This window comes from Candidatus Clostridium eludens, assembly GCF_045310515.1.
GTDB lineage: Bacteria > Bacillota > Clostridia > Clostridiales > Clostridiaceae > Clostridium_B > Clostridium_B eludens.
In genome coordinates this window covers 1-22798 of sequence record NZ_JBJHZX010000023.1, presented here as the reverse complement: position 1 = coordinate 22798, position 22798 = coordinate 1, and the positions used below count along the sequence as shown (strand labels likewise).

Annotated in this window: 29 protein-coding genes; 1 reads left to right on the top strand and 28 read right to left on the bottom strand. The window is 28.6% G+C overall.

What is annotated here, in order from left to right; genetic code table 11:
• Positions 1–12: 12 nt before the first annotated feature.
• The 28 genes from ACJDU8_RS15210 to dapF form a co-directional block, all read right to left on the bottom strand.
• The gene (locus tag ACJDU8_RS15210) at positions 13–894 is read right to left on the bottom strand and encodes a polyprenyl synthetase family protein (RefSeq protein ID WP_406793006.1); all 882 of its coding nucleotides are present in this window, start codon (positions 892–894) and stop codon (positions 13–15) included.
• Positions 895–977: 83 nt separating this feature from the next.
• Entirely contained in the window at positions 978–1196 is a 219-nt protein-coding gene (locus ACJDU8_RS15205) for an exodeoxyribonuclease VII small subunit (RefSeq protein ID WP_406793005.1), read from the bottom strand.
• Between the two features lie 9 nt (positions 1197–1205).
• Positions 1206–2408 (bottom strand): exodeoxyribonuclease VII large subunit, encoded by a 1203-nt coding sequence (gene xseA / locus ACJDU8_RS15200; RefSeq protein WP_406793004.1) that lies wholly within the window; start codon positions 2406–2408, stop codon positions 1206–1208.
• A gap of 103 nt (positions 2409–2511) precedes the next feature.
• Entirely contained in the window at positions 2512–2988 is a 477-nt protein-coding gene (nusB, locus tag ACJDU8_RS15195; RefSeq protein WP_406793003.1) for a transcription antitermination factor NusB, read from the bottom strand.
• 190 nt (positions 2989–3178) lie between these two features.
• On the bottom strand, positions 3179–3577 hold the full coding sequence (locus tag ACJDU8_RS15190) for an Asp23/Gls24 family envelope stress response protein (RefSeq protein ID WP_406793002.1): 399 nt from the start codon (positions 3575–3577) through the stop codon (positions 3179–3181).
• A gap of 167 nt (positions 3578–3744) precedes the next feature.
• On the bottom strand, positions 3745–4311 hold the full coding sequence (locus ACJDU8_RS15185; RefSeq protein WP_406793001.1) for a SpoIIIAH-like family protein: 567 nt from the start codon (positions 4309–4311) through the stop codon (positions 3745–3747).
• A 96-nt stretch (positions 4312–4407) separates the two neighbouring features.
• Positions 4408–5052: a stage III sporulation protein AG gene (gene spoIIIAG, locus ACJDU8_RS15180; RefSeq protein ID WP_406793000.1), complete on the bottom strand. Its 645-nt coding sequence runs from the start codon at positions 5050–5052 to the stop codon at positions 4408–4410.
• A 15-nt stretch (positions 5053–5067) separates the two neighbouring features.
• Positions 5068–5664, bottom strand: coding sequence for a stage III sporulation protein AF (gene spoIIIAF / locus ACJDU8_RS15175; protein ID WP_406792999.1), 597 nt, complete (start codon positions 5662–5664; stop codon positions 5068–5070).
• Positions 5665–5680: 16 nt separating this feature from the next.
• Complete coding sequence (gene spoIIIAE, locus ACJDU8_RS15170; protein WP_406792998.1) at positions 5681–6889, bottom strand: stage III sporulation protein AE; 1209 nt, start codon at positions 6887–6889, stop codon at positions 5681–5683.
• Between the two features lie 9 nt (positions 6890–6898).
• Positions 6899–7282 (bottom strand): stage III sporulation protein AD, encoded by a 384-nt coding sequence (spoIIIAD, locus tag ACJDU8_RS15165; protein WP_406792997.1) that lies wholly within the window; start codon positions 7280–7282, stop codon positions 6899–6901.
• A 9-nt stretch (positions 7283–7291) separates the two neighbouring features.
• Positions 7292–7489, bottom strand: coding sequence for a stage III sporulation protein AC (gene spoIIIAC, locus ACJDU8_RS15160; RefSeq protein ID WP_406792996.1), 198 nt, complete (start codon positions 7487–7489; stop codon positions 7292–7294).
• A gap of 69 nt (positions 7490–7558) precedes the next feature.
• Complete coding sequence (spoIIIAB, locus tag ACJDU8_RS15155; protein WP_406792995.1) at positions 7559–8077, bottom strand: stage III sporulation protein SpoIIIAB; 519 nt, start codon at positions 8075–8077, stop codon at positions 7559–7561.
• Position 8078: 1 nt separating this feature from the next.
• Positions 8079–9005: a stage III sporulation protein AA gene (gene spoIIIAA, locus ACJDU8_RS15150; RefSeq protein WP_406792994.1), complete on the bottom strand. Its 927-nt coding sequence runs from the start codon at positions 9003–9005 to the stop codon at positions 8079–8081.
• 307 nt (positions 9006–9312) lie between these two features.
• Complete coding sequence (locus ACJDU8_RS15145) at positions 9313–9723, bottom strand: CD1247 N-terminal domain-containing protein (protein WP_406792993.1); 411 nt, start codon at positions 9721–9723, stop codon at positions 9313–9315.
• Positions 9724–9762: 39 nt separating this feature from the next.
• On the bottom strand, positions 9763–10320 hold the full coding sequence (efp, locus tag ACJDU8_RS15140; RefSeq protein WP_406792992.1) for an elongation factor P: 558 nt from the start codon (positions 10318–10320) through the stop codon (positions 9763–9765).
• A gap of 265 nt (positions 10321–10585) precedes the next feature.
• Positions 10586–11662, bottom strand: a complete 1077-nt coding sequence (locus tag ACJDU8_RS15135; RefSeq protein WP_406792991.1) for a M24 family metallopeptidase — start codon at positions 11660–11662, stop codon at positions 10586–10588.
• Between the two features lie 340 nt (positions 11663–12002).
• The gene (locus tag ACJDU8_RS15130; protein WP_406792990.1) at positions 12003–12413 is read right to left on the bottom strand and encodes a hypothetical protein; all 411 of its coding nucleotides are present in this window, start codon (positions 12411–12413) and stop codon (positions 12003–12005) included.
• A gap of 30 nt (positions 12414–12443) precedes the next feature.
• A complete protein-coding gene (locus tag ACJDU8_RS15125) occupies positions 12444–12887 on the bottom strand; it encodes a hypothetical protein (RefSeq protein ID WP_406792989.1) in 444 nt (147 codons plus the stop codon).
• Between the two features lie 74 nt (positions 12888–12961).
• Positions 12962–13696 (bottom strand): hypothetical protein, encoded by a 735-nt coding sequence (locus ACJDU8_RS15120; RefSeq protein ID WP_406792988.1) that lies wholly within the window; start codon positions 13694–13696, stop codon positions 12962–12964.
• Between the two features lie 3 nt (positions 13697–13699).
• Complete coding sequence (locus tag ACJDU8_RS15115; protein ID WP_406792987.1) at positions 13700–14044, bottom strand: hypothetical protein; 345 nt, start codon at positions 14042–14044, stop codon at positions 13700–13702.
• Positions 14045–14100: 56 nt separating this feature from the next.
• Positions 14101–14598, bottom strand: a complete 498-nt coding sequence (locus ACJDU8_RS15110; protein WP_406792986.1) for a competence type IV pilus minor pilin ComGF — start codon at positions 14596–14598, stop codon at positions 14101–14103.
• Positions 14567–15103, bottom strand: coding sequence for a type II secretion system protein (locus ACJDU8_RS15105; RefSeq protein ID WP_406792985.1), 537 nt, complete (start codon positions 15101–15103; stop codon positions 14567–14569). Before ACJDU8_RS15105 ends, ACJDU8_RS15110 begins: the two co-directional genes overlap by 32 nt.
• Positions 15055–15507, bottom strand: a complete 453-nt coding sequence (locus ACJDU8_RS15100) for a prepilin-type N-terminal cleavage/methylation domain-containing protein (protein ID WP_406792984.1) — start codon at positions 15505–15507, stop codon at positions 15055–15057. The genes ACJDU8_RS15105 and ACJDU8_RS15100 overlap by 49 nt, the downstream gene beginning before the upstream one ends.
• A gap of 29 nt (positions 15508–15536) precedes the next feature.
• Positions 15537–15962, bottom strand: coding sequence for a type II secretion system protein (locus ACJDU8_RS15095; RefSeq protein WP_406792983.1), 426 nt, complete (start codon positions 15960–15962; stop codon positions 15537–15539).
• A gap of 72 nt (positions 15963–16034) precedes the next feature.
• Positions 16035–17075: a type II secretion system F family protein gene (locus ACJDU8_RS15090; RefSeq protein WP_406792982.1), complete on the bottom strand. Its 1041-nt coding sequence runs from the start codon at positions 17073–17075 to the stop codon at positions 16035–16037.
• 169 nt (positions 17076–17244) lie between these two features.
• Positions 17245–18741 carry a GspE/PulE family protein gene (locus tag ACJDU8_RS15085; protein ID WP_406792981.1) on the bottom strand — a complete coding sequence of 499 codons (1497 nt, stop codon included), beginning with the start codon at positions 18739–18741 and terminating at the stop codon, positions 17245–17247.
• A 132-nt stretch (positions 18742–18873) separates the two neighbouring features.
• Positions 18874–19962, bottom strand: coding sequence for a hypothetical protein (locus ACJDU8_RS15080; RefSeq protein WP_406792980.1), 1089 nt, complete (start codon positions 19960–19962; stop codon positions 18874–18876).
• Positions 19962–20783, bottom strand: a complete 822-nt coding sequence (dapF, locus tag ACJDU8_RS15075; RefSeq protein ID WP_406792979.1) for a diaminopimelate epimerase — start codon at positions 20781–20783, stop codon at positions 19962–19964. The genes ACJDU8_RS15080 and dapF overlap by 1 nt, the downstream gene beginning before the upstream one ends.
• 155 nt (positions 20784–20938) lie before the next feature.
• On the opposite strand from dapF, the gene ACJDU8_RS15070 reads away from it, so the two are divergent.
• Positions 20939–22696: an Rqc2 family fibronectin-binding protein gene (locus ACJDU8_RS15070; RefSeq protein WP_406792978.1), complete on the top strand. Its 1758-nt coding sequence runs from the start codon at positions 20939–20941 to the stop codon at positions 22694–22696.
• The last annotated feature ends 102 nt before the right edge of the window (positions 22697–22798 follow it).

Below are 22798 nucleotides of genomic sequence, written 5' to 3'. Positions count from 1 at the left end.
CTTCATAATATTTTATTTTTCTCTGTTCAATAAAAATAGGGTTAACTCTTTTAAATAAGAAGTATCTCCACTTATCTCATCTAAAACGTCCATACATTCACGGGTAATTGCATGACACATTTCTTGGCATTTACTTAATCCATAAACAGTTACAAATGTGGTTTTATTATTATTTAAGTCACTTCTTGTTTTTTTACCTAAAAGGGCAGTATCCCCTAATACATCCAATATATCATCCTTTATTTGAAATGCCAATCCTAACTTTTCACCGTAATATTCTAATTTGCTTATTTCCTTCTCATTTCTAGATGCATATACTGCGGCAGAAACTATTGAACCCTTTATCATTGCCCCTGTTTTTCTACTATGCATATAGTAAAGTTTATCTGTAGATATTTTAGTATTTTCACTTAAAATATCTACAGTTTGACCTCCTATCATACCTTCAACTCCTGCACTTTCAGAAATAATACTACAAGCTTTTATAACATTTTCTCCTTTTCCTATACAATGTCTAAACATGATATTCATAGCCTCATTTAAGAGTCCATCTCCACCAAGTATTGCAATAGCTTCTCCAAACACCTTATGGTTTGTAGGTTTTCCCCTTCTTAAATCATCATTATCCATGGCAGGCAGGTCATCATGGATTAAAGAATAAGTATGTATCATTTCTATAGCTGCTGCTATATCCATAACTTCTCTATGACTTTCATTATAGAGTTTATATGTCAAAAGGAATAGTATGGGTCTTATTCTTTTACCTCCTGCATTTAAGCTGTATTCCATGGCCTGGTATACTCTTTTATTATAAGTTCCTTTTTCTTTCATATATTCTCTTAAATATATATCTAGTTCTTCCTTTAAGGTTTTAAATATTGCTTTAATCCCCATAATATATTTCTCCATTCTATAATTTTGGGTATATAAAAATAGACAATAAGTACAAACATAATCTAGTTGATTTTGAAGATGTTTTAGGTTTCAGTATTGAAATCTTTTTCCCCCTCTTCAGTAAGAACCTTTATTTTCTCTTCAGCTTCATTTAACATTTTATATAATTTATTACAGAGCTTTATCCCTTCTTCATAATTTTTTATACTATTTTCCAAAGATAACTCATTACTATCCATAGATTTTACTATGCTTTCTAGCTTTAACATTATACTTTCATAATTTTCTGTTTTTCTAGGCATAAAGTCACCTCACTTTTTATAATGAACAAGTTTGAATTCAGAAGCTCCATCTTTCATAATAACCTTAACTTTACACTTTTTATTTAACTCCTCTATAGAGGATATAAGATTTTTCTGTCCATCTTCTATTATACAGTATCCCCTATTCAAAACATTTAATGGATTATGGGCAGAAAGCAATGCATTTATTTTAGCCAATTTTTCTTTTTTTTCATTAAATTTTACTTTTACTTTAAAATCTAAAATTTCCTTAATTTTATCTATACTTTCATATTGATTTGCTATGTAGGCCAATGGGTTATTTAATTCTAAAGCTCTTTGCATAAAAGTTAGTCTATTTTTTTCATCACCTATCATATTTTTAGCGTTAACATAAAGTATATTTTTATAATTTAATAGTTTCTGCAGATATTCTTCTAGGCTAAAGACCCCAATTTCCGCAGCAGCAGAAGGTGTAGGTGCCCTCTTATCTGACACAAAATCTACTATGGTGTAGTCAATTTCATGACCCACTCCTGTTATTATAGGCTTTTGAGAGTTATAAACAGCTTCTGCCAATTTTTCATCATTAAAACACCACAATTCCTCTATAGAACCTCCACCTCTTGCTATAATTATAAGTTCTACATCATCCATAGAATTGAAAGTTTCAATACCTTTTATAATATCTTGGCTAGCACTTGTTCCCTGAACTAATGCTGGATAAATTAAAAGTTCTACTTTTTTATTTCTTCTTTTAGCTACATTTATTATATCCCTAACTGCTGCTCCTGTAGGTGAAGTAATTACTCCTATTTTTTTAGCATAAACAGGTATTTTTTTCTTATGAGAAATATCAAATAATCCCTTTTGTTCTAATTTCATTTTTAATCTTTCAAAAGCTAAGTATAACTCTCCTACTCCCTCTGGCTTCATTTCACTGCAGTAAAGTTGATATACACCCTCTTTTTCATAAACGGATATTCTGCCTTTAACTATAACCTTCATGCCATCTTCAGGCATAAAATTTAAATTTTCCGCTGAACTTTTAAACATAATGCAATTTATCTTGCTAGATTGATCTTTTAGAGAGAAATACATATGGCCACTGCTGTGAAATTTAAAATTAGAAACTTCTCCTTTAATAGAACAATTGGCAAGTATAAAATCGTTATCCACAGTTTTCTTTATATAACGGTTGATATCAGATACTGTCAATGTTTTAATATACATATTTTAAAACCTCTTTTTTAAAATTAGGAGTATTACTTAAGCAATATTATGTGAAATAGGTTACACACCCGCTGGTTATTCTTTACGTACGCCTTATGATATACTATTTCTTTTTTATTTTTTCATCCTTTATCATATTTCCAAGTACTCCATTTATAAATGGAGCAGATTTTTCAGATGAATATTTTTTGGCTAATTCTATGGCTTCATTTATAGATACTTTTTCAGGTATATCATCTTCGTATAAAAATTCATAAGTACAAATTTTTAAAATAGCAGCATCTATTTTAGATAATCTATTTAATTTCCAATTTCTTAAATACTTTTCAATCTCTCTGTTTAATACATCTTCATTTTGTTCTATTCCCTTCAAAACCCTCACTACATAATCTATGTCTACATCCTTCAGTTCTCCTGCATTTTCTCCGTAAATGTGTGCTGTATTATTATTTACATCATTTCCTTGTTCTGCTTGAATATTTTCTTTTAAATTTGCTATAATAACATCGATTTCTTCTTTATTTATAGCCATTTGAAATAATAATTTCATAGTCAATTCTCTGGTCTTTTTTCTATTCATGTTCTCCTCCTGGCTGATATATACTCTTTTAAAAATAATTATTGTCATTTCAGATATAATTATACTTAAACTAATATACTAGTTCAAGTGTATATATATGCAAATGCATATATTTATGCACAATTTCAATATATTCAATATAACTGTATTAAATAAAACACCCTCTCAATGTAGAGGGTGTTGTTATTATTTACTCTTCCATAATATCAATATCATCATTTTCTGCTGCTTTAGAAATCATAACATTTTGAACATGTATATTTATAGCTGAAACTTCTAAACCTGTCATAGACTCAACTGCCCTTTTTACATTTTCTTGAACCTTTAAGGCCACATCAGGAATTCTCACCCCATATTCTACCACTACATATAAGTCTATAGCTGCATTGCTCTCTCCTACACTTACTTTAACACCCTTAGATAAGTTTTTTTTACCCGTTAATATTTGGGTAATTCCTCCTACAAGGTTAGCGCTCATTCCAACTATTCCATTTATCTCTGTAGTGGCAAGACCTGCAATTACACCTACAACTTCATCAGATATTTTTACAATACCCATATCAACTTCATTATTCATATTTTCTTCCATAACTGCACCTCCTAGATTTCACATCATGGAAAGATTAACATTAGGTATATTATATCAAATGAAATTTTTTTTTACAATTGATTTAACTATCTTTCACTCTTATTTATTTCCAGATATTATGTTATATCTATTTATGTAATGCCTTTAGTGCACTTAACTTTAAAATTCTAATTTTGTTTAACTTCAATCTCTACATCCTGGATTTGAGAAATACTCATAACTACATCTTTTATCTCCCGTGTATTCTTATCTGTTAATTTATCCTTATCTTTAACTATTATTCTTGCTTTACTGTTCTCTATGGAACATATAGCATCTTCATACCCTTTACTTTTTAAAGTATTTTCTATTTTCATTTCATAGTTTGTGTTCATGGCTAAAGCAGTATATTTTTTTTCAGCATCGGCGCGATTGTCATTAGATACATTCTGATCATCTATAAAATTTTTTAAAGTTTGAAGAGTCTCTGCATTTTTTTGATCTCTGGTAAGCCTTGTTTCTTCAAAAAATCCAGACTGACTATCTTTAGACTGCGCGGCATCAGATTTAGTATTTTTATTTTCAGTGCCATTGTTGTCACCAGTACTATCGCTGCTGCTAGATGATACTGTACTTCCATTATTGTCCACACCATTTACGTAATTTATAGGACTATTTAGTTTTGTAGCAACTACCCCAACACAAACAATCAGGGCTAAAAGAGTTACAATAATAACTGCTTGTTTTTTATTCATTTCAATTCCCCCTTTATCTAAGGCATCTTTAACTTGCTATTTATTTTCAGATACCTAACTCCTAAAAAATTATATGCTTGAAGGTACATTTATATACTATTTTTTCATAGGATATACATTTACCTTATCTTCAGATAAACCAAATAAATCAGTTATAGCCTTTGATATTCTAAGTTCAGTTATTTTATTTTCAGCACCTTCAGCTACAACACATACTCCCAAAACTTTAGGGTTATATGTTTTTACTATAAGGGGTTCTGATTTACTTCCATCATTTGTGATAACCACTGTACTTCCATTATTTTTTTGGGTAGTGCTTCTTGTGCCGCCTGCGTTGTCTTTTTCCTCAGTAGTATTAGTTGTGTCATTTACATTTACTGCAGGTACATGCTCTTCTCCACTTTCAAAGCTTATCATAACCTCTACTTTCCCTACTCCGTCTATCTGTTCTAAAGTATCCTTTAAGTTTTTTTGCAGGGATTCTTCATAATCTTTAGAGCCATTCCCATCTGTTGAGGTAGATTGTCCAGTGCTATCACTAGTAGTATTGTCTGTACTATTATTACTTACATTGCTGTATGTATTTTTACTGTAACTACTAAAAAAATTTATAGTTATAATTATGAGCAGCCCTACTAAAAATACTATAACCAGATTCATAATATTTTTTTTGTCATCAGAACTTTTTTTATTACCTTTTTTAAGAAGTTCGTTTAACCATTTTTTAAAATTGAAATTCACAATTATCCCTCCTCATTAAGAGTTTACATGTATGGCATCTTCTGATATATTTAATTGCTGGCTTAAGTATGCTTTTATCCTGCTGGCTTCCTCACTATTTTCAGTATTGAAATTACCTACAGCAGTAGTTTTGCCGCTTATATCCACTTTCTTCACCTTTTCAACACTGCCTTTTTGGGCTTGCACATCCACATTTTTTATATATACAAGGTTACTTTCATCGTCATAATCAGCTTCTACTACCACTTTATAATTTCCATCAGGATACTTTTCCTTTAAACTTTTCTCACAACTGGCCTGTAGATTACTCTCAAAGGCTTCTATGGTATCCGATTCACTTTTTTGCTTATACTCATTAAATTCCTTTGCAGATTTTTGGCTATTAATATTGTTATCAAAATTCTCTATAGCTTTTGCAGTATATGCATTTATATCAAAATCTCTGTTGAATATCTTGACTATGGGATTAATAAAAATTGTAATTAATATAAGCCCCAGTACAAATTTGCAATATTTTTTCATACTGTTATCAGGCAGAAGCATTTCTATGGCTGTAATAAAAAATACAGCTGTACATATACTTATAAGCCACTCTCTCAGGGATTCAAGCATAATATCTCACCCTCTTTCACATCATAACTTTTCCCGCTGAAGCTATAATTGCTATCATTATAAAAAACATTATAGATACACATATTAAACAAGACATTATAAGTGTAAGAGAATCTCCTGCAGAGTTTATACAATTTACCAGTCTCCCATCGCTTATAGGTTCTATAAGTGCTGCTGTTAATTTATATAAAACTATCATAATTATTAGTTTAATTATAGGAAACAAAAGTATTGCAATAATTACTATAAGCCCTACGCTGCTCAAAGCATTTTTTAACAATATAGAATATCCTGCCACTGTGGATATGGCGTCTGACAGACTCTTTCCTACTATAGGCACAAAATTGTCTACTGCAAATTTAGCTGTTTTTGCTGTAACTTGATCAATAGTTTTAGAAGTAATTCCTCTTATGGTTATAATGCCTATAAATATAGTCATTATAATTCCCTGTGCCCACAATGCCCCCTGATTTAGAAGTTTAGTGAGTTTATCTATTTTGTATTCAGAAGATAAGTTATTTACAAATTGCATTACAAAGGACATAGATATTACAGGAATTATGATGTACATAAATAAGTTTGCACTTATAGTTATAGCCCCTATTATAATTGGATCCATAACTGATGCTTCTACAAATCCCCCTACAGTAGCCACTAAAGTTATAAGTATGGGTATTAAAGCTACCATAAAATTTGTCATTTCATTTATAGTGGACTTAGCCATATCTACACCTATATAAAAACTTTTTGCCATTATTATTATAATAAGTGAATAACATGCAAAATATGCTATATTAGATAGTTGTTCACCACTAAAAGCTCTTTGTAAATTGGTTAGAAGGGTACATATAATTGAGATTACTATTAAAAGTATCAGCAGCTTTATAGATGCCTTTAACTCTTTTATTGCATAGGATATTACTGCACTTAAAACTTTTTTAGATGATATACCTCCTTGCCCACTTTTTAAAAAATTCTGCACATAAGTTTTTACATCTATATCATTTAACATTTCATTTTCCGTCTTCATATTTGTTATATAATCATAAAATTGATTTATCTGTTCCTGTTGACTTTCATTTTGTACATTTTCTGTATTACTTTCTTCTGTATTTCCAACACTAATTTTACTTTGTGTGCTTGTTTCTACAGTGTTTGTATTAAAAGCTTGTACATTAAAGCACATTAATAAAACTATAAATAATACTAATATACTATTTTTCATAACTAACACCTACATAATCTTTAAAATTGACTGTAATACAGCCATAAGTATAGGAATTGCAAGTACTAAAATTAAGATTTTACCTGCAAATTCAACTTTTGCCCCTAAATTGCCCTGCCCTGCATCTCTACATATTTCACTACAAAAGGAAGCTAGATATGCAATAGCAAGTATTTTAAATACAGTGGTTAAATAAATAAAATCTATATTTGCCTTGGTCGCTAATTGCTGAACGAATTGAAGTATTGCTGTTATCTTTGTCACCATAAATAAAAATATAGCAACTCCTGCAATTATACTTATGTAAACTGCTATGTCGTCTCTTTTGCCCTTAAACAGCAATACCATAAACAAAGCAACAAATGCAAACGCTACTATTTTGATTATCTCCATAGTTTTCTCCTAAATTTGAAACATAGTTCTAACTGTATTAAACAATTTATTCACTAAATTTATTACCATCATAAGTACAATTAAAATCCCTGCTAGATTGGTTACCACTGCATAATCTCCTTTACCACTAGCTTCTAAAACTTTATTTATAAGGATGACAATTATACCTACACCGGCTATCTTAAAAATTAAACTTATGTCCATCATTTTGTTATCTCTCCTTTTCATTCCCATTAAAAATTAACAAATCTATTGGAAAAGTATAATTATTATTATCTAAATTAAGACTATGACTATTATGGCCCCTAATGAAAAACCCAAACTCCTGCACATCTTTAAATTCTTACTCATTAAAACTTGAGATGTTTCAATTTGATCCTTTATATTCTCTAGGGTTAGTGAAAACATCTTTTTTTGACCCTCTATATCTGATTCACCAAGGGTTCTGGATAAATCTAATAAGGTAGCTATGTCTTCCTTTTTTAAATTTAAAACATTCTCTCTATCTTTTAATGTCTTATTAAAAGCTTCATATACGCTGTCAACACAATTTTTTTCCAACATAGCTGAAATGTCTTTAAAAATATCTGCAATGGGACTTACACTTTTACATGCTGTATTAAAAATAGCTTCAGGTAAAGGCGTATGAGTATATATTATTTCATTTTGAAGCTGGTACATACATCTTTGTATTTCTTTTAGCTGTTTAACTCTCTTCTTAAAGCTTTCCCCATAGATAATACCAATTCCTGTAGAAGCACATAATATCATAATACAGCCTAAAAATTTCACCATTTTATCGCCTCCATATTACCGAGCTATCCAAAAAGTCATATATATATTCTACCGTACCAGAACCTTCTCTACTGCTTAGTACTACAGCCCTTTTAAATACTTTATTATCAACTACTTCTTTAAAAACAGGCCTATTATATAAGTCTTCTATTCCATAACCATGAATAGTAGTAATTAAACTTACACCAGAATTTAAGGCAGTTAAGATACTTTCCATATCCTTATAAGTTCCAATTTCATCACAAACTATAACTTCCGGAGACATACTTCTAATGGCCATAATTATACCTTGACTTTTAGGACATCCATCTAATATATCTGTTCTCATACCAACGCTTAGCTGTGGAACCCCATTAAAGCAAGCTCCTATTTCACTTCTTTCATCTACTACACAAACTTTCTTCCCTATAAGCCCTATATTTTTCATACCTTCAGAAATATTCCTTGCAATATCCCTTATAAGGGTAGTCTTACCGCACTTAGGTGGGGAAATTATTATAGTATTTATTACTTCATCTTTTTTAAAAATAAATTTCATAATAGAATCAGAACATTTTATAATCTCTCTACATATCCTTATATTTATAGATGCAATATCTTTTATGGTTTTAACCTGATCTTTTTCAATAATGCACCTTCCGCATATTCCCACCCTGTGTCCGCCTTTAATAGTTATATACCCCTGTTTAATTTCTTCTTCAAAGGCATAAATAGAATAATTACTCATCCTTTGAACTATTACCTTTAGCTCTTCTAATTTAGGTGTATACTCAATTACAATTTCCTTTTTCCCTAGTTGAATTATTAAAGGCCTATTTGCTCTTATTCTTATTTCTTGTAAATGGGGAGATTTTATTAAATCTCCTATAGCCATCTTTAAACTTTCGGGTATAATATTTAAAATCTCTTTAGTATCTATATTTTTCATCTCCTTTCTTTTATATTAATTCCTATTTTTACTTTGTCCGAATTATTCCACATAAATAAAAAAAATAAAAAATCCTATTAAAGTAACATACTTTAATAGGATTTTTATAATAAAAATATATTTTATCCGAATGCTGCCATTGCTAATACTCCCATCGCGCTCTGTGAAAGCGATTCACACAAAATTAAAAATTTTGGTTCTCTGCTTTTCTATCAAAGTGGGAGATAAGCAATGCTACGCGCCTGGATAAGTTCTTCTAATGTTCAGATGGAGAAAAGCATTTCTCATAAGCAAACTCCACCTGAACCTAAGAATCACTTGATTTCTCATCTTTTATATTATTATCTTGAAAATATATATTGTTATGGCAATTTGGACATGTTAATTCTCTTTTTTGTTCTAATATATCTTTATCCACATATACTATATCATTACAATTAGGACATTGAATTCCTGCAAAATTTTCTCCCTCATCTTTATAAGCCTCATAGTCATCATCATATAAATTATCTTGTAAATCGGCCAAATCTTCATTGATAGAATCTACATATTCTATCATATTTTTCTGTGCTTCAGATATATCATCAATTTCTTCTGCCATACTTTTAAGCACATTTACAATTTCTATGATAACTTTTCCCTCATTAGTATTCCTATCAATTTTCAATCCATCTACTAAGCCGCTAAGATAAGATACTTTAGATACAATAGAATCCACAATATCACATCCTTAAATTTATTTTGCCATTAGTATTTACTAAACTCTCTCCATATATTCTCCACTTCTTGTGTCAACTCTTATAGTTTCTCCCTGATTTACAAATATAGGTACTGATACAATTGCTCCTGTTTCAAGAGTAGCTGGCTTTAAAACATTGGTAGCAGTATTTCCCTTAACTCCCGGTTCTGTATGAGTTATTTGAAGTTCAACAAAATTTGGAGCTTCAACAGAAAATGCCTCTCCTTTATAAAATTTTATTATAGCAAACATATTCTCTTTTAAAAATTTTATTGCCTCTTGTACTTTTGCATATTCTAGCGGAATTTGTTCAAAAGTTTCTTGATCCATAAAATAATATAACTCACCATCTGAATACAAATATTGCATTTCTTTTCTTTCTATAACTGCTTCTTGTAACTTGGCACTGGGATTAAATGTAGTATCAGTAACTGATCCCGTTATAACATTTCTAAGTTTTGTTCTTACAAATGCTGCTCCTTTTCCTGGCTTTACATGGAGAAACTCTACTACTGTATACACTTGTCCATCTTGTTCAAAAGTAGTCCCTTTTCTTAAATCTCCTGCTGATATCATTATATTCATGCCGTTATGTAAACTTTATTTATATAACTATAAATTTTAAGCTTACTTTCCCTTTCATAATGCTTCGATTTCGCTATTAGCTAGTTTCGGTCTGGTCCTACACTCCAGGGACATAAATTCGGATGTATACCACCCTACATACTCAACATCTAAAATGTCGATACAACGGCTTTAACCCCTTTCTTATTCTTATTCGACCTTTTTTAAATTTTTATCTGATTTTATGATTATAATAATATAATGTTATATTATATAATTATCCTATACATAATAGTTCCTTAGGTGACTTAGACAGAACTTTTCCTCCATTTTCAGTTACTATGAGTAAGTCTTCTATTCTAACTCCCCCGAAATCTGGTATATATATTCCCGGTTCATCTGTAACTATCATACCCACTTTCAATTCACCCTTATTCTTATAGGATATAGTAGGTAATTCATGAATTTCTCTTCCCACTCCATGCCCTAGGCCGTGGCCGAAATATTGCCCATATCCTTTTTTTGCTATATAATCTCTAGCAATACCATCTACATGGGATGCAGGTATCCCGGGCTTATATTCTTTCAAAGCTAACTGCTGTGCCTCCAACACTATGTCATATATTCCCATCATTTTTTGTGTTGGTTCACCTATTACTACTGTTCTTGTCATATCAGAACAGTATCCATCAAATATACACCCAAAATCTAACGTTAAAAATTCCCCCATATTTACGACTTTGTCTGTAGCCTCTCCATGAGGAAGACTTGATCTTACCCCTGAAGCAACTATAGATGGAAAAGATAAATCCTTAGCTCCTAATTTTTTCATATAAAATTCTAATTCTAAGCCTATTTCCCTTTCTGTCATTCCACATTTTATAAATTTTATTATATGTTCAAAGGCCTTATCTGCAATTACAGCTGCATTTTGTATTGCCTTTATTTCAAATTCATCCTTTATTACTCTTAGTTCTTCCACAATTCCATTCATAGGAATAAATTCACACTGCAATTTACTAGTGTAAAGATTATATTGACTATAAGAAAGTATATTTTCTTCAAAACCAACTTTTTTAACATTGATTTTATCTAACAAATCTGACAAGAAGTCTATAAAAGAAACACCTTTGCCATATTCCAATACTTCATAATCTTCAACCTGCTGTCTGGCCTGCTCTGTAAATCTTGAATCGGTAATAAAAAAAGCTTTATCTAAAGTTATAATAGCAAAACTTTCATTTCCTGTAAATCCACTTAAATAGTTTCTGTTAGCATCTCCCACTAATAAAATTCCATCAAAACCTTTTTTCTCCATGGATTTTCTTAACTTTTCAATTCTTTTTTTGAACATTCGAATTACCCCTTTTATACTTAACAGGAAATTTTATATATACATTAAAATTTCACTTATAGAACTTTTTATTACTCCTTTAAAAATTCCAAACTAATCTTTAATTAATTATCAAAAAATATGCAACACTACATAACTTACAAGTTATGTTTAAAAATCACAACAAACTCTGTGTAAGATTGCACTAAACAATGTTATTTTATCAAAACTCGTGATTATTTGCAAACATAATATTTAAGTATTGTTAAAGAAATAACTAACCAATATAATAGTTTCACGTTATACTTGCCCAGTAATGTATTTGCAAAATATATAATATTATCTGGAAATTTCAGAGATATTAATTATATTTTTTAAAATTAATATCCGCCACTACCTTTATATTCTGTAACTCATACTGCTGAATTTTAATGCTGCCTATACTATAAAAATCCTTATTATTTTTAATATCTGTTAAAATATTTTTTACTTTATTTTTATCCCCTATTATTTCCGCCTGTACCATTAAATTTTGTCCATTAGAATTTGTCAAATTTAGTATATGTACTTCTTTTATGCAATTTAACTCACTTAAAACTTCGGAATAGTCTACTTTATAATTTTTTTTAATTTGCTTTTTTTCTAAGGATTCAAGTTTACTATTCTCCTGTTTCAAGTAGCAAATAATATTATAATTTTTTACTAAAAACATGACTCCACTACAAATCAAAAACAATATAATAACTCTATATATATTATTTACCTTATTCATTATTAATATTCCACCTTAATCTAAATAACTTCACTTAAAAAATAAATTTATTTCCCAAATTTTATTTTTTTCTTTTTCACTTCCTGAACAATTCAAATTCTTTACTATAAATTTATTTGACTTTTCAATATCTTTAATTAAAGATAAGCACTGTTTCTCGTCACCTTCCACACGTATATCTATATTTTTGTTTTCAATATCTACACTTTTCAGATCTGTTTTTATATATATATAACTATAAAAATTTACAAAGCTTTTCATAGTATTATTCTCATTATGTTCTGATTTTTCCATGGAATTATATTTTGCAAACTTATTTTCTACAGTACTAAGCTTATTTTTATTCATGAAATATATATTAAAAAATATAATATTTACTATCAAAAGTATTAGAATAAAAAGCTTAAGGTTTTTACTCTTTTTATTTTGCTTATTTTCTATGTACCAATAGGGCAAAAAATATAAGCTTTTCATAATTAAAATCACCTACCTTAAATTGAGGCATATTTAGCTTGCTATTACTTCCAGATACTTTGCTATGTTACATGTTAGTTCATATTAAATTTACCGAAATCCTTACAAATATACTTTTTAGACAGAGTTTCTATTATATCCTTATATAAAAAGTCTACAAAAGCTATAGTAGAAAATTTAATATTAGGAACTAAAATATTTAATTTAAATTGAAATTGTTCTAAATTTTCCAAGAAGTCTTCTTTAAATATATTCTTAAATACATTATTAAATATAACTTTGCCCTCTCCACAAGCCATAAGATATAAGATATTATCCACAATTAAGGTAAATATATAATTTTCACTTCCCAATTTATCTTTATAGTTTGACCATATGTAAAATTGGATTGGCACTATACCTTTAATACTGGCCCCTCTATCACTGCATATCTTGGCTATATCTATATTACTCCAGTTCATACAAAATACAATTACTTCTAAATTGTGTCTATTATGCTTAAGTATTTCATAAGAAAACATTATATTATCCATGTTTTTAAATCTACTTTTCAATTCATATTTTATTACCCCATAAAGATTTTCCTTCTTTATCTTAGGTAAATTCATATATGTTACATATATCTCTTCTCCATGCACTAATATACATAGTTTTTTATTTTTTAGATTAACTTTAATATCTTTAAATTTATTTGAAAAAACAACTTTTTTATTCCTTTTATTAAATAAATTTATAAAGAATTTTTTCTTGCAAATTTCTCTATATATTATGCTTTTCTTGCTTACTTCCAAAAATGCCTTTTGCCACATTTTTTAACCTCCTTCCTCAAAGGAATAATCTACACAACTATACACTATATCTTTATCTCTTATTTCATATTCAAATGTTTCTTGTTTATAGAATTTACCGTCAAATATATATTTAATAATAAAACAATCCAGGCTTCCATCATAATAAATATAAGATCCCTCAAAATATATCTTGAAATTATCCAAAGAGCACATATATTCTTTCAAACTAGTAGTTTCATAGGATACATTGTCACATATATATTGATTTAACTCAGTTAAAAGATATTCCTTATATTTTTTAGTTATATCAGTTTTAAAAGCCTCTTTATGCCTGTCTAAGTTATCAGATCTAATGTACATTTCCATACTATAACATCCCAGTGAAATGAAAATGCAAATGCATCCTATAAGCAGTGCATATATTAATATAAATCCTTTCTTAACTTTTCTCTTTCTATTGCAAAACATTTTGTATAAAAATTACCTTTCTCCATATTTATAGATACATAAAACACTTTTTTATGTTTTTCCACTTGAAACTCTTTTACACCTTTTAATACATTATTCACTGTAGGAGAGTCAATAGCCCCATAAGAAACAACTACTGCAGAACCTCTATTTTTTTTTATATAATCATAGCCTTTATTATCATACCTTTTTAAAATTATCATATTATTTTCTATATCTATACACTTTGCATTTTTTATCTCATTTTCTATTATCATAAATGCTTCATTTATATAAAAACATTCTCTGCTATAATTTATCTCTTTTCTATGTAATTTCATGTATTTAGATATCACAGTTACCTGTAAAGTAACTATTATGAATACAAGCGATATAACTAAAAGTATTTCTATAATTGTAAAACCTTTTTTAGACTCTATTTTACTTTTTATAGTTTCCCTTATAAAACTCACACTCCTGAACTTTTATATTGCCATATATATTCTCATAAAACTGCAAATTTACTTTTAAAACTTTCGTACCTGATATATTTAATACAATATAAGGCTCCTTACTAGGTATTACATCTGAAAATAAATTAATTACGTTCTCATTCTTAATATGTTCAAAATTTAAAGTATTACAGTTTATATAGCGTTTATTTGTAGAATTTAAATATGAAATTTCATCATAATCACAGTTATATATAATATTATTTTTTATATGTTCTATAATTAAAGTAGAGTTATCTAAACTTTCATTGTATTTTTTTATTTTAAATGAATTTAATTGTATAGAAATGGCCGTCATAAACAATACTGCAAAAATTGTTATACTGCATAATACTTCAACTAAAGTAAATCCTTTTTTGACAGATATACCATTTCTTATTAATATACCTTTTTCCACTGCTCTCTTTATCATGTACTTTAATATTTCAATTCCACATAGGCTGTTCCAACGCATATAGTAATGCAATGCAATTCCCCTTTTCTATCTCTAAATTTTATACTACAAGCATCTGCGGTAATTCCACGGTGATCTATTTTTATTTTATTGTCATTACCTACTGCATTTAAAGTAAACCCATCTGGTAATTCCATCTTAAATATTTTCTGCAGCCCAACATTAAAAGTTATATTTTGACTACTTACATTGAAATAAATATATCCTCCTTCTTTACTTTTATCCCTGCAATAAAGTTTAGACTTATTTATAAAATTTATAATTCTATTGCTGGTTAAATCCACATCTACTTCATTTTTAATACTGCTAAAAGTTCCCAAATTAACTAAGCTAAAACTTAAAAGTATGGAAAATAAACTTATTGCCAGAAGCACTTCTATAAGCGTAAACCCTTTTACCTTAATTTTAAACACCATAAGTTATCTCCTAGAATTTATTTTGTCTCTTATTCAGCCGAAGATGCCTTAGGATATATTTGTCTCTGTCCGTCCTTAACTATACAGGAATTATCTGCTGCGTTTATTTCTAAGGTATATGTATTTTCATCACTTTTATAACTTATAGTTATGAGATCACTTTCAGCTGAATCTCCTTTAACCTGTAAATTCTCTGCAGAAGTAAGTTGTGATACATAATTTTGTACATCTTCTTCATTAAATTTCCCTTCATTGTCACCATAACTAGCCATAGCAGCTGTTTCAATTTGCTTAGCCGTGCTTATTGCTTTAGTAGTTTTTACTTTATCCTGATATGCTGAAAATTTAGGAATTAAGAATCCTAAAAGGACTAAAATTATTGCTACCACCAGCATAAGTTCTATAAGTGTAAATCCCCTTCTTTTATAATTTTTAAATATTTTTATATTTATCATCTTTCATCTCTCTTTCTTCTTATTAGTTATACTAAAATTATTTATCTGTAAACAATTAGTGTGAACTTTTATTTACAAAGTGGAATCCATTATACTAAAAATAGGCATAAGCGCTGCTATAACAAATGTTCCCACAAACAGAGATAGAAACACTATTACAATAGGTTCTATAATCTTAGTTAACTTTTTAAAGTATCTGTCCATTTGGCTCCTAAATAATTCTTCCAATTTGGAAAATATCATGTCTATCTCTCCCGTTTCTTCTCCTGTATTAATAAGAGATAACAGCATCTTGTTATTTATTTGTGCCTTATTTAAAGAATCATATATACTTTCTCCTTGTTCCATATATTTTACACAATGCTGTATTTTTTCAGCTATAACTCTATTTTCCAACAACTTACTTGTAATTTTAAAACCCTTAACTATATTTATCCCTGATTTCATAAGTATAGACATAGAAGAACATATCTTAAAAATAATTAAATTATTATATATATTTCCAAAATAAGGTGTTTTGATTTTAATATTTTCTAAAATCCTTTTTACTTTAGTGTTTTTACTAAATTTATACAATAACACCAGCATTAAAATTAGCACCATAAATATTTTCATATAATGAAGTCTTAAAAATTCACAGCTGCGTATAACTACCTTAGTTAAAATAGGGATTTCTCCTCCGCTTGATATTATGATATCTGTAAATGTAGGGATTATTTTAGTCATTAAAAATAACATAATAAATACACCTGTTATTAAAATCAATGCTGGATATATAAGTGAAGTTTTTATAGATGAGATTACATTATATTGTTTTTCATAATAAAATGATAATTTTTTTAATATTTCATCTAATCGTCCGCTTTCTTCTCCAATTTTAATCATTTCAACCATAAACACAGGAAATACTTTCTTAAATCTTTCCATTCCTCTATGTATGCTTTTTCCTTTTATTACATCTTCTTTTACAGTATTCAATGCTAACCTAAGTGAAATTTTATTACATTGAATTTCCAAAGTATCCAGTGCTTTAAATACAGATATACCTGTACTTAGCATAAGACTTAATTGACCACATAAAATACTTATATCCAATATGTTAGGTCTTTTCAAAAAAAGCTCCTTATATTTTTTTGTAAGAATTTCTTTATATATAAAGTAGCCTTCTTCCCTTAAATCACATTTTAACTGTTTAAATTTATGTTCTTCACACTGTCCCCTAATTTTTTTTCCGCTTTTGTTTAGCGCCCAATATTTTATTATATTTTTTCACCTGCCTTTGCTAGAAGCTTACCCTAAGAAACTCTTCATAAGTAGTAACTCCTGATTTAACAAGTTGTATGCAATTCTGTCTAAGTGAAACTATATTTGACTTTTTAATGCTATCCTTAATATTAGAACTATTATTTTTAAAATATTCTTTTTTAATATAATGCATGTTAACTATTTCATAGGTAACAGTTCTTCCTTTATAACCCATACAATTACATTTTGCACAACCATCTCCCTTATATAAAACATGATTAGACGATAAATTTAATTCTTTAGCTTCTCTAGAAGAAGATATATATTCCACCTTGCAATAGGGACATATTTTTCTAACTAATCTTTGAGATATGACCCCTATTAATGCATCTTCAATAAAATACTGGGCTACTCCCATATCTTTCAGTCTCACTATTGATTCAATAGCATCATTAGTATGAAGTGTACTTATCACTAAATGTCCCGTCACTGCAGCCCTTATTGCTATATGTGCTGTTTCTTCATCTCTTATTTCCCCAAGCATTATAACATCAGGATCTTGCCTTAGTATGCTTCTAAGGCCTTGTGCAAAATCTAGTCCTATTTTGCTGTTTACATTAACTTGATTTACATTATCTACAGTATATTCCACAGGATCTTCTATGCTGACTATATTTTTTTCATATTTGTTTATAGTATTTAGGATAGAATATAAGGTGGTTGTTTTCCCAGAACCAGTTGGACCTACTACCAAGATAAGTCCATGGCTTCGCGAAATCATAGCCCTTACTTTTTTTTCATCTTCTTTTAAAAAACCTAGAGTATTTAAATGTTTTATACTCTCATCTTTATACAAAATTCTTAGAACTAATTTTTCCCCATATATAGTAGGAAGAGTAGACACCCTTAAATCATAATTTAAGTTTTGCTTAACATATTTTATTTTTCCATCTTGGGGTATTCTCTTTTCTGCTATATCCATGTCTGCCATTATTTTTATCCTAGTGCATATAAGGGGATATATATTGGCGGGAATTTTAATATACTCTCCTATTATCCCGTCTATTCTCATCCTTATAGTTACATTATTTTGAAACGGCTCTATGTGCAAATCACTAGCTCTTTCATCTATTGCTTTATCTATTATATAATTAGTCGCTTTTACCACTGGAGAACTCTGAAATTTATTCCTGTAAGATGTGGAATTTAATGTCAATTTTGAAATGTTTTCATTTAATTTTATGTCCTTTAAGGCATGATGTAAATTTTGTTTGCAATAATACGTATTTATTAACTGAAGTATTTTCTTTTTATTTGCTTTAAAAAATAGTACTTGACTGCCTAATATAAACTTTAATTCTTCTATTAATGTTAAATTTAGTTCTTTACCTACAGCTACAATAAGCTTCCCATTAACTTGTTTTAAGGGTATTAAACAATTATCTCTAGCTATTTCCTCCGGTATTTTCCTTACTATTTCTGTGTCTAAAACAATGTCTTCAATATTTATATCTTCTAATTCCACAGAAAACATTATAATTCTCACTTTCTATTAATTTATACATTTGGGATTATGTCCATAATATAAATTTTTAAACACTTATTCTAAAATAAAAATAAAAAAATGCTATGAAAATTTATTCATTTTCACAGCACCTATTCATTACTAATTAAATATTACTTTGCCTCTATCTCCATAAATACTATAATTTCCTTCATGGTCTGAGATAATATTTATGGATTTTTTATCTATATCATACATAAATACATCTCCACTATTTTGTTCATTCCCCACGCCTATAAAGTATATATTACCTTTTTCATCCTTGGATATGCCTGCGGAAATTTTAATATTTTGAGGAAAATCATATGTAATTCTCTCTAATTTATTATCATTTATATTAAATTTGTAAAGAGCAGTCTCATCTTTCCCTATACTAGCAAAGAAAAATATATTTCCACTTTTATCATCTGATATGGAGTCATATATTCCTGTAAAATCATTACTTAAAAGCTTAATCTGATTACTTTTACATTCATAGTAGTATAAATACAAACTCTCCCCAGCCCTAGATAGAAATAATAAATTATTACCCGCAGAAGTAAAATACATACAATACCCTTCAGTATCATTTAAATAAACCTGTTCCTTATGGGTATTAAAATCATACATATATATTTTATCAGAGTCTTTTTTACCTTCTATGCTTCCATAATAAATTATTCTATGGTCATCCAGCCACTTATATAGATTTCCCGAAACTAAAACTTTAGAATTAAGTTTCACATACTTTTTATCTTTTAAATCATATATTCTCATTCCCTGTGCACTATCTAAAGAATTACTTTTAAATGTTCTGTAGGCAATTTTATCTCCCGAAGAATTTAATTCTATATCCATTGCCGTAAAGAAATCTTTCACTTCACTTTTAATACCATTATATACTATAATCATTTTATTATTTCTAAGCTGCCCTTCTTTAGCTAGATTAACTAAATAAACATAAACAGATTTTTGTGTATTATATACTAATTGTGTCATATCATCAATTGATCCATTTTCAGATAACTGATAATTATTGATATTATATAATTCACTGCCATTTTCATTATTTTCAATTGCAATAACGTCAGAATAATGGGGTATTTCTACTTTTTCACTTTCATCTTCATTTTTATTAATGCATCCATTTAAAGTAAAACTCATAATAAACGTCATAATAAGGAGTATTATTTTTTTCGAAAAATATTCCATTAAATATCGCATTCCCCTTTAAATGAAACTGCTGCAGGACCTGTCATAAATACATTATGATCTTTTATTTCTACTAAAAGTCTTCCACCTGGTACTGTAACCTTAACTTTTTTTTCTGCAAGACCAACTCTATGGGCCGCCACAACACATGCACAACTTCCCGTGCCGCAAGCTAAAGTAGGACCTGCACCTCTTTCCCAAGTTTTAACTTTTATTTCATTTTCATTTACGATTTCACAGAAATTCACATTGGTTCCCTGTGTAAATATAGGGTACTTTTCAATATATTTTCCTTCCGCTACATCATAATTTTCAAGTTTTCCAAATATAACTGTATGTGGCACTCCCATAAATAAAGTAGTAATAATATAGCTCTTATCTTCAATCTTTATTTCTTTTTCCACAACTTCACCTTCAAATTTTACCGGAACTTTTTCAGGATCAAAAGAAGGTGTTCCCATATCAATAGTTACTTCTTTTACTTCTCCATTTTCTATACTTAAAAAAGCTTCTTTTATTCCATCTCCTGTTTCAATTTTTACAACAGGCTCCTTTATTAAATTCTGTTCCCATACATATTTGGCAAAACATCTTATTCCATTTCCACACATAGAAGCATAGGAACCATCTGAATTTATTATTATCATCTTAATGGGAGCAATATTACTTTCCCTGACTATTAATATGCCATCTCCTCCTACTCCAAAATGTCTACTGCAAAGTTTTGAACCAAGTTCCCTTTCTTTTCCCAAGAATATATTTTGTCTATCATCAATGACTATAAAATCATTTCCTGTTCCATGCATTTTAGTAAACTTCATTTCAAAATTTCACCCTCCCATAAAAACATACTAAATATTTCAAATTAAGTTTACTACTGTACTAATCTTTTATCAACAATAATTTTATAACTTTATTTTAAAAATTTTAAATGGTATAATTTATTAGGTATACAACATATGAGAGGATGAATATTATGGCCTTAGACGGTATCTTTATACACAGTATTTTACAAGAATTAAAATCAACCTTACTAGGAGGGAAAGTTGAAAAAGTTAATCAGCCTGAAAAAGATGAAATAATAATAAATATCAGAAATGAACGAAAACTCTATAAATTATTAATCAGTTCCAGTTCTGTATATCCTAAAATACACATTACAAATAAAACTAAAAAAAATCCTATGCAGCCTCCTATGTTTTGTATGATTTTAAGAAAATATTTAAATTCATCAAAATTAATTAACATAACACAATTAGATACAGATAGAATAGTATTTTTAGATTTTGAAAGCTCAAATGAACTGGGATTTGACAATACCTATACCTTGGTTGTGGAAATAATGGGAAGGCATAGTAATATAACCTTAATACGTAAAAAAGATACTATAATTATGGATAGTATAAAACATATAACACCTGAAATTAATTCTATCAGATCTATATTCCCTGGGATTAAATATATATTTCCGCCTGTTTCAAATAAACTAAGTCCTTTTTGTTATACCAGAGAAGAGTTTAAATGTTCATTACAAAACACAAAATCCCTGAATCCAAGCTCTTTTTCTAAAATATTTACAGGTGTAAGTAATTCCTTCTCAAAAGAATTATACCATATGTTAGCCCAATTAAAATTATGTGATCTAGATATCCTTAATGAAGCAACTATAACTATTTTATATGGTTTTTGTAATAAAATTTTTTCCCAGCTTAAAAACAATGAATTTTACTTTGCTTATTATATAGAAAATGGAAAAATGGTGGATTTTTACTGCGAAAAGCTAACTTATTTGAATAATTGCGAGGAAAAACAATATTCCACCCCCTCCCAGCTTATAGATGACTTTTATTATGAAAAAGACATGACAGACAGGTTAAATAGTAAAAGTTCTGATATGCAAAAATTGATAAATATAAATTTAGAGAGATGCAACAAAAAAATTAGAATTTTAATGGAGAATTTGGAAGATTGTAAAAATAAAGATATATATAGAGTACAGGGAGAATTGCTTACCTCAAATATCTATAGTATACACAAAGGAGATTCTCATATAAAAGTTCAAAATTATTACAGTGATACACTGGAGTACATGACTATAAAATTAGATAAAAATAAAACACCTTCTGAAAATATTCAAATTTACTTTAAAAAATACAATAAACTAAAGAAAACAGAAAAAGCAGCTATTGAACAGTTAAAAATAGCAAATGAAGAACTTGAATATTTAAATTCTGTACTAATAAATATAACTAATTCGGATAGTTATGACGATATTGAAGAAATAAAAAGGGAGCTTATGGAAACTGGATATATTAAGTTTAAGAAGTCAGCAAATAAGAAAAAGGTTAAAAGTTTTAAACCTGTAAAATTTATTTCCAGTGACGGAATAGAAATATATGTAGGTAAAAACAATCTTCAGAATGATTACCTTACCTTAAAATTTGCAGATAAAAGAGACTTATGGTTTCATACAAAAAATATTGCCGGATCTCATGTAATAGTAAAAAATTTTGGTAAAATTCCAGATAAAACTTTGGAGGAAGCTGCCAATCTTGCTGCTTATTATAGTAAATCCAAGAATTCCTCAAAAGTGGCCGTAGATTATACGGAAGTTAGAAATGTACATAAACCAAACGGAGCTAAACCTGGAATGGTAATATATTATTCAAACAAAACTTTATATGTAAATCCTGTAAAGCCTTCTATCACACAGATTGAATCAAGTGATTCTTAGGTTCAGGTGGAGTTTGCTTATGATAAATGCTTTTCTCCATCTGAACCTTATTAACAGTATTCTTAGTGTCTTTAGCACTTAGAATACGTTATCCTTTAGGGG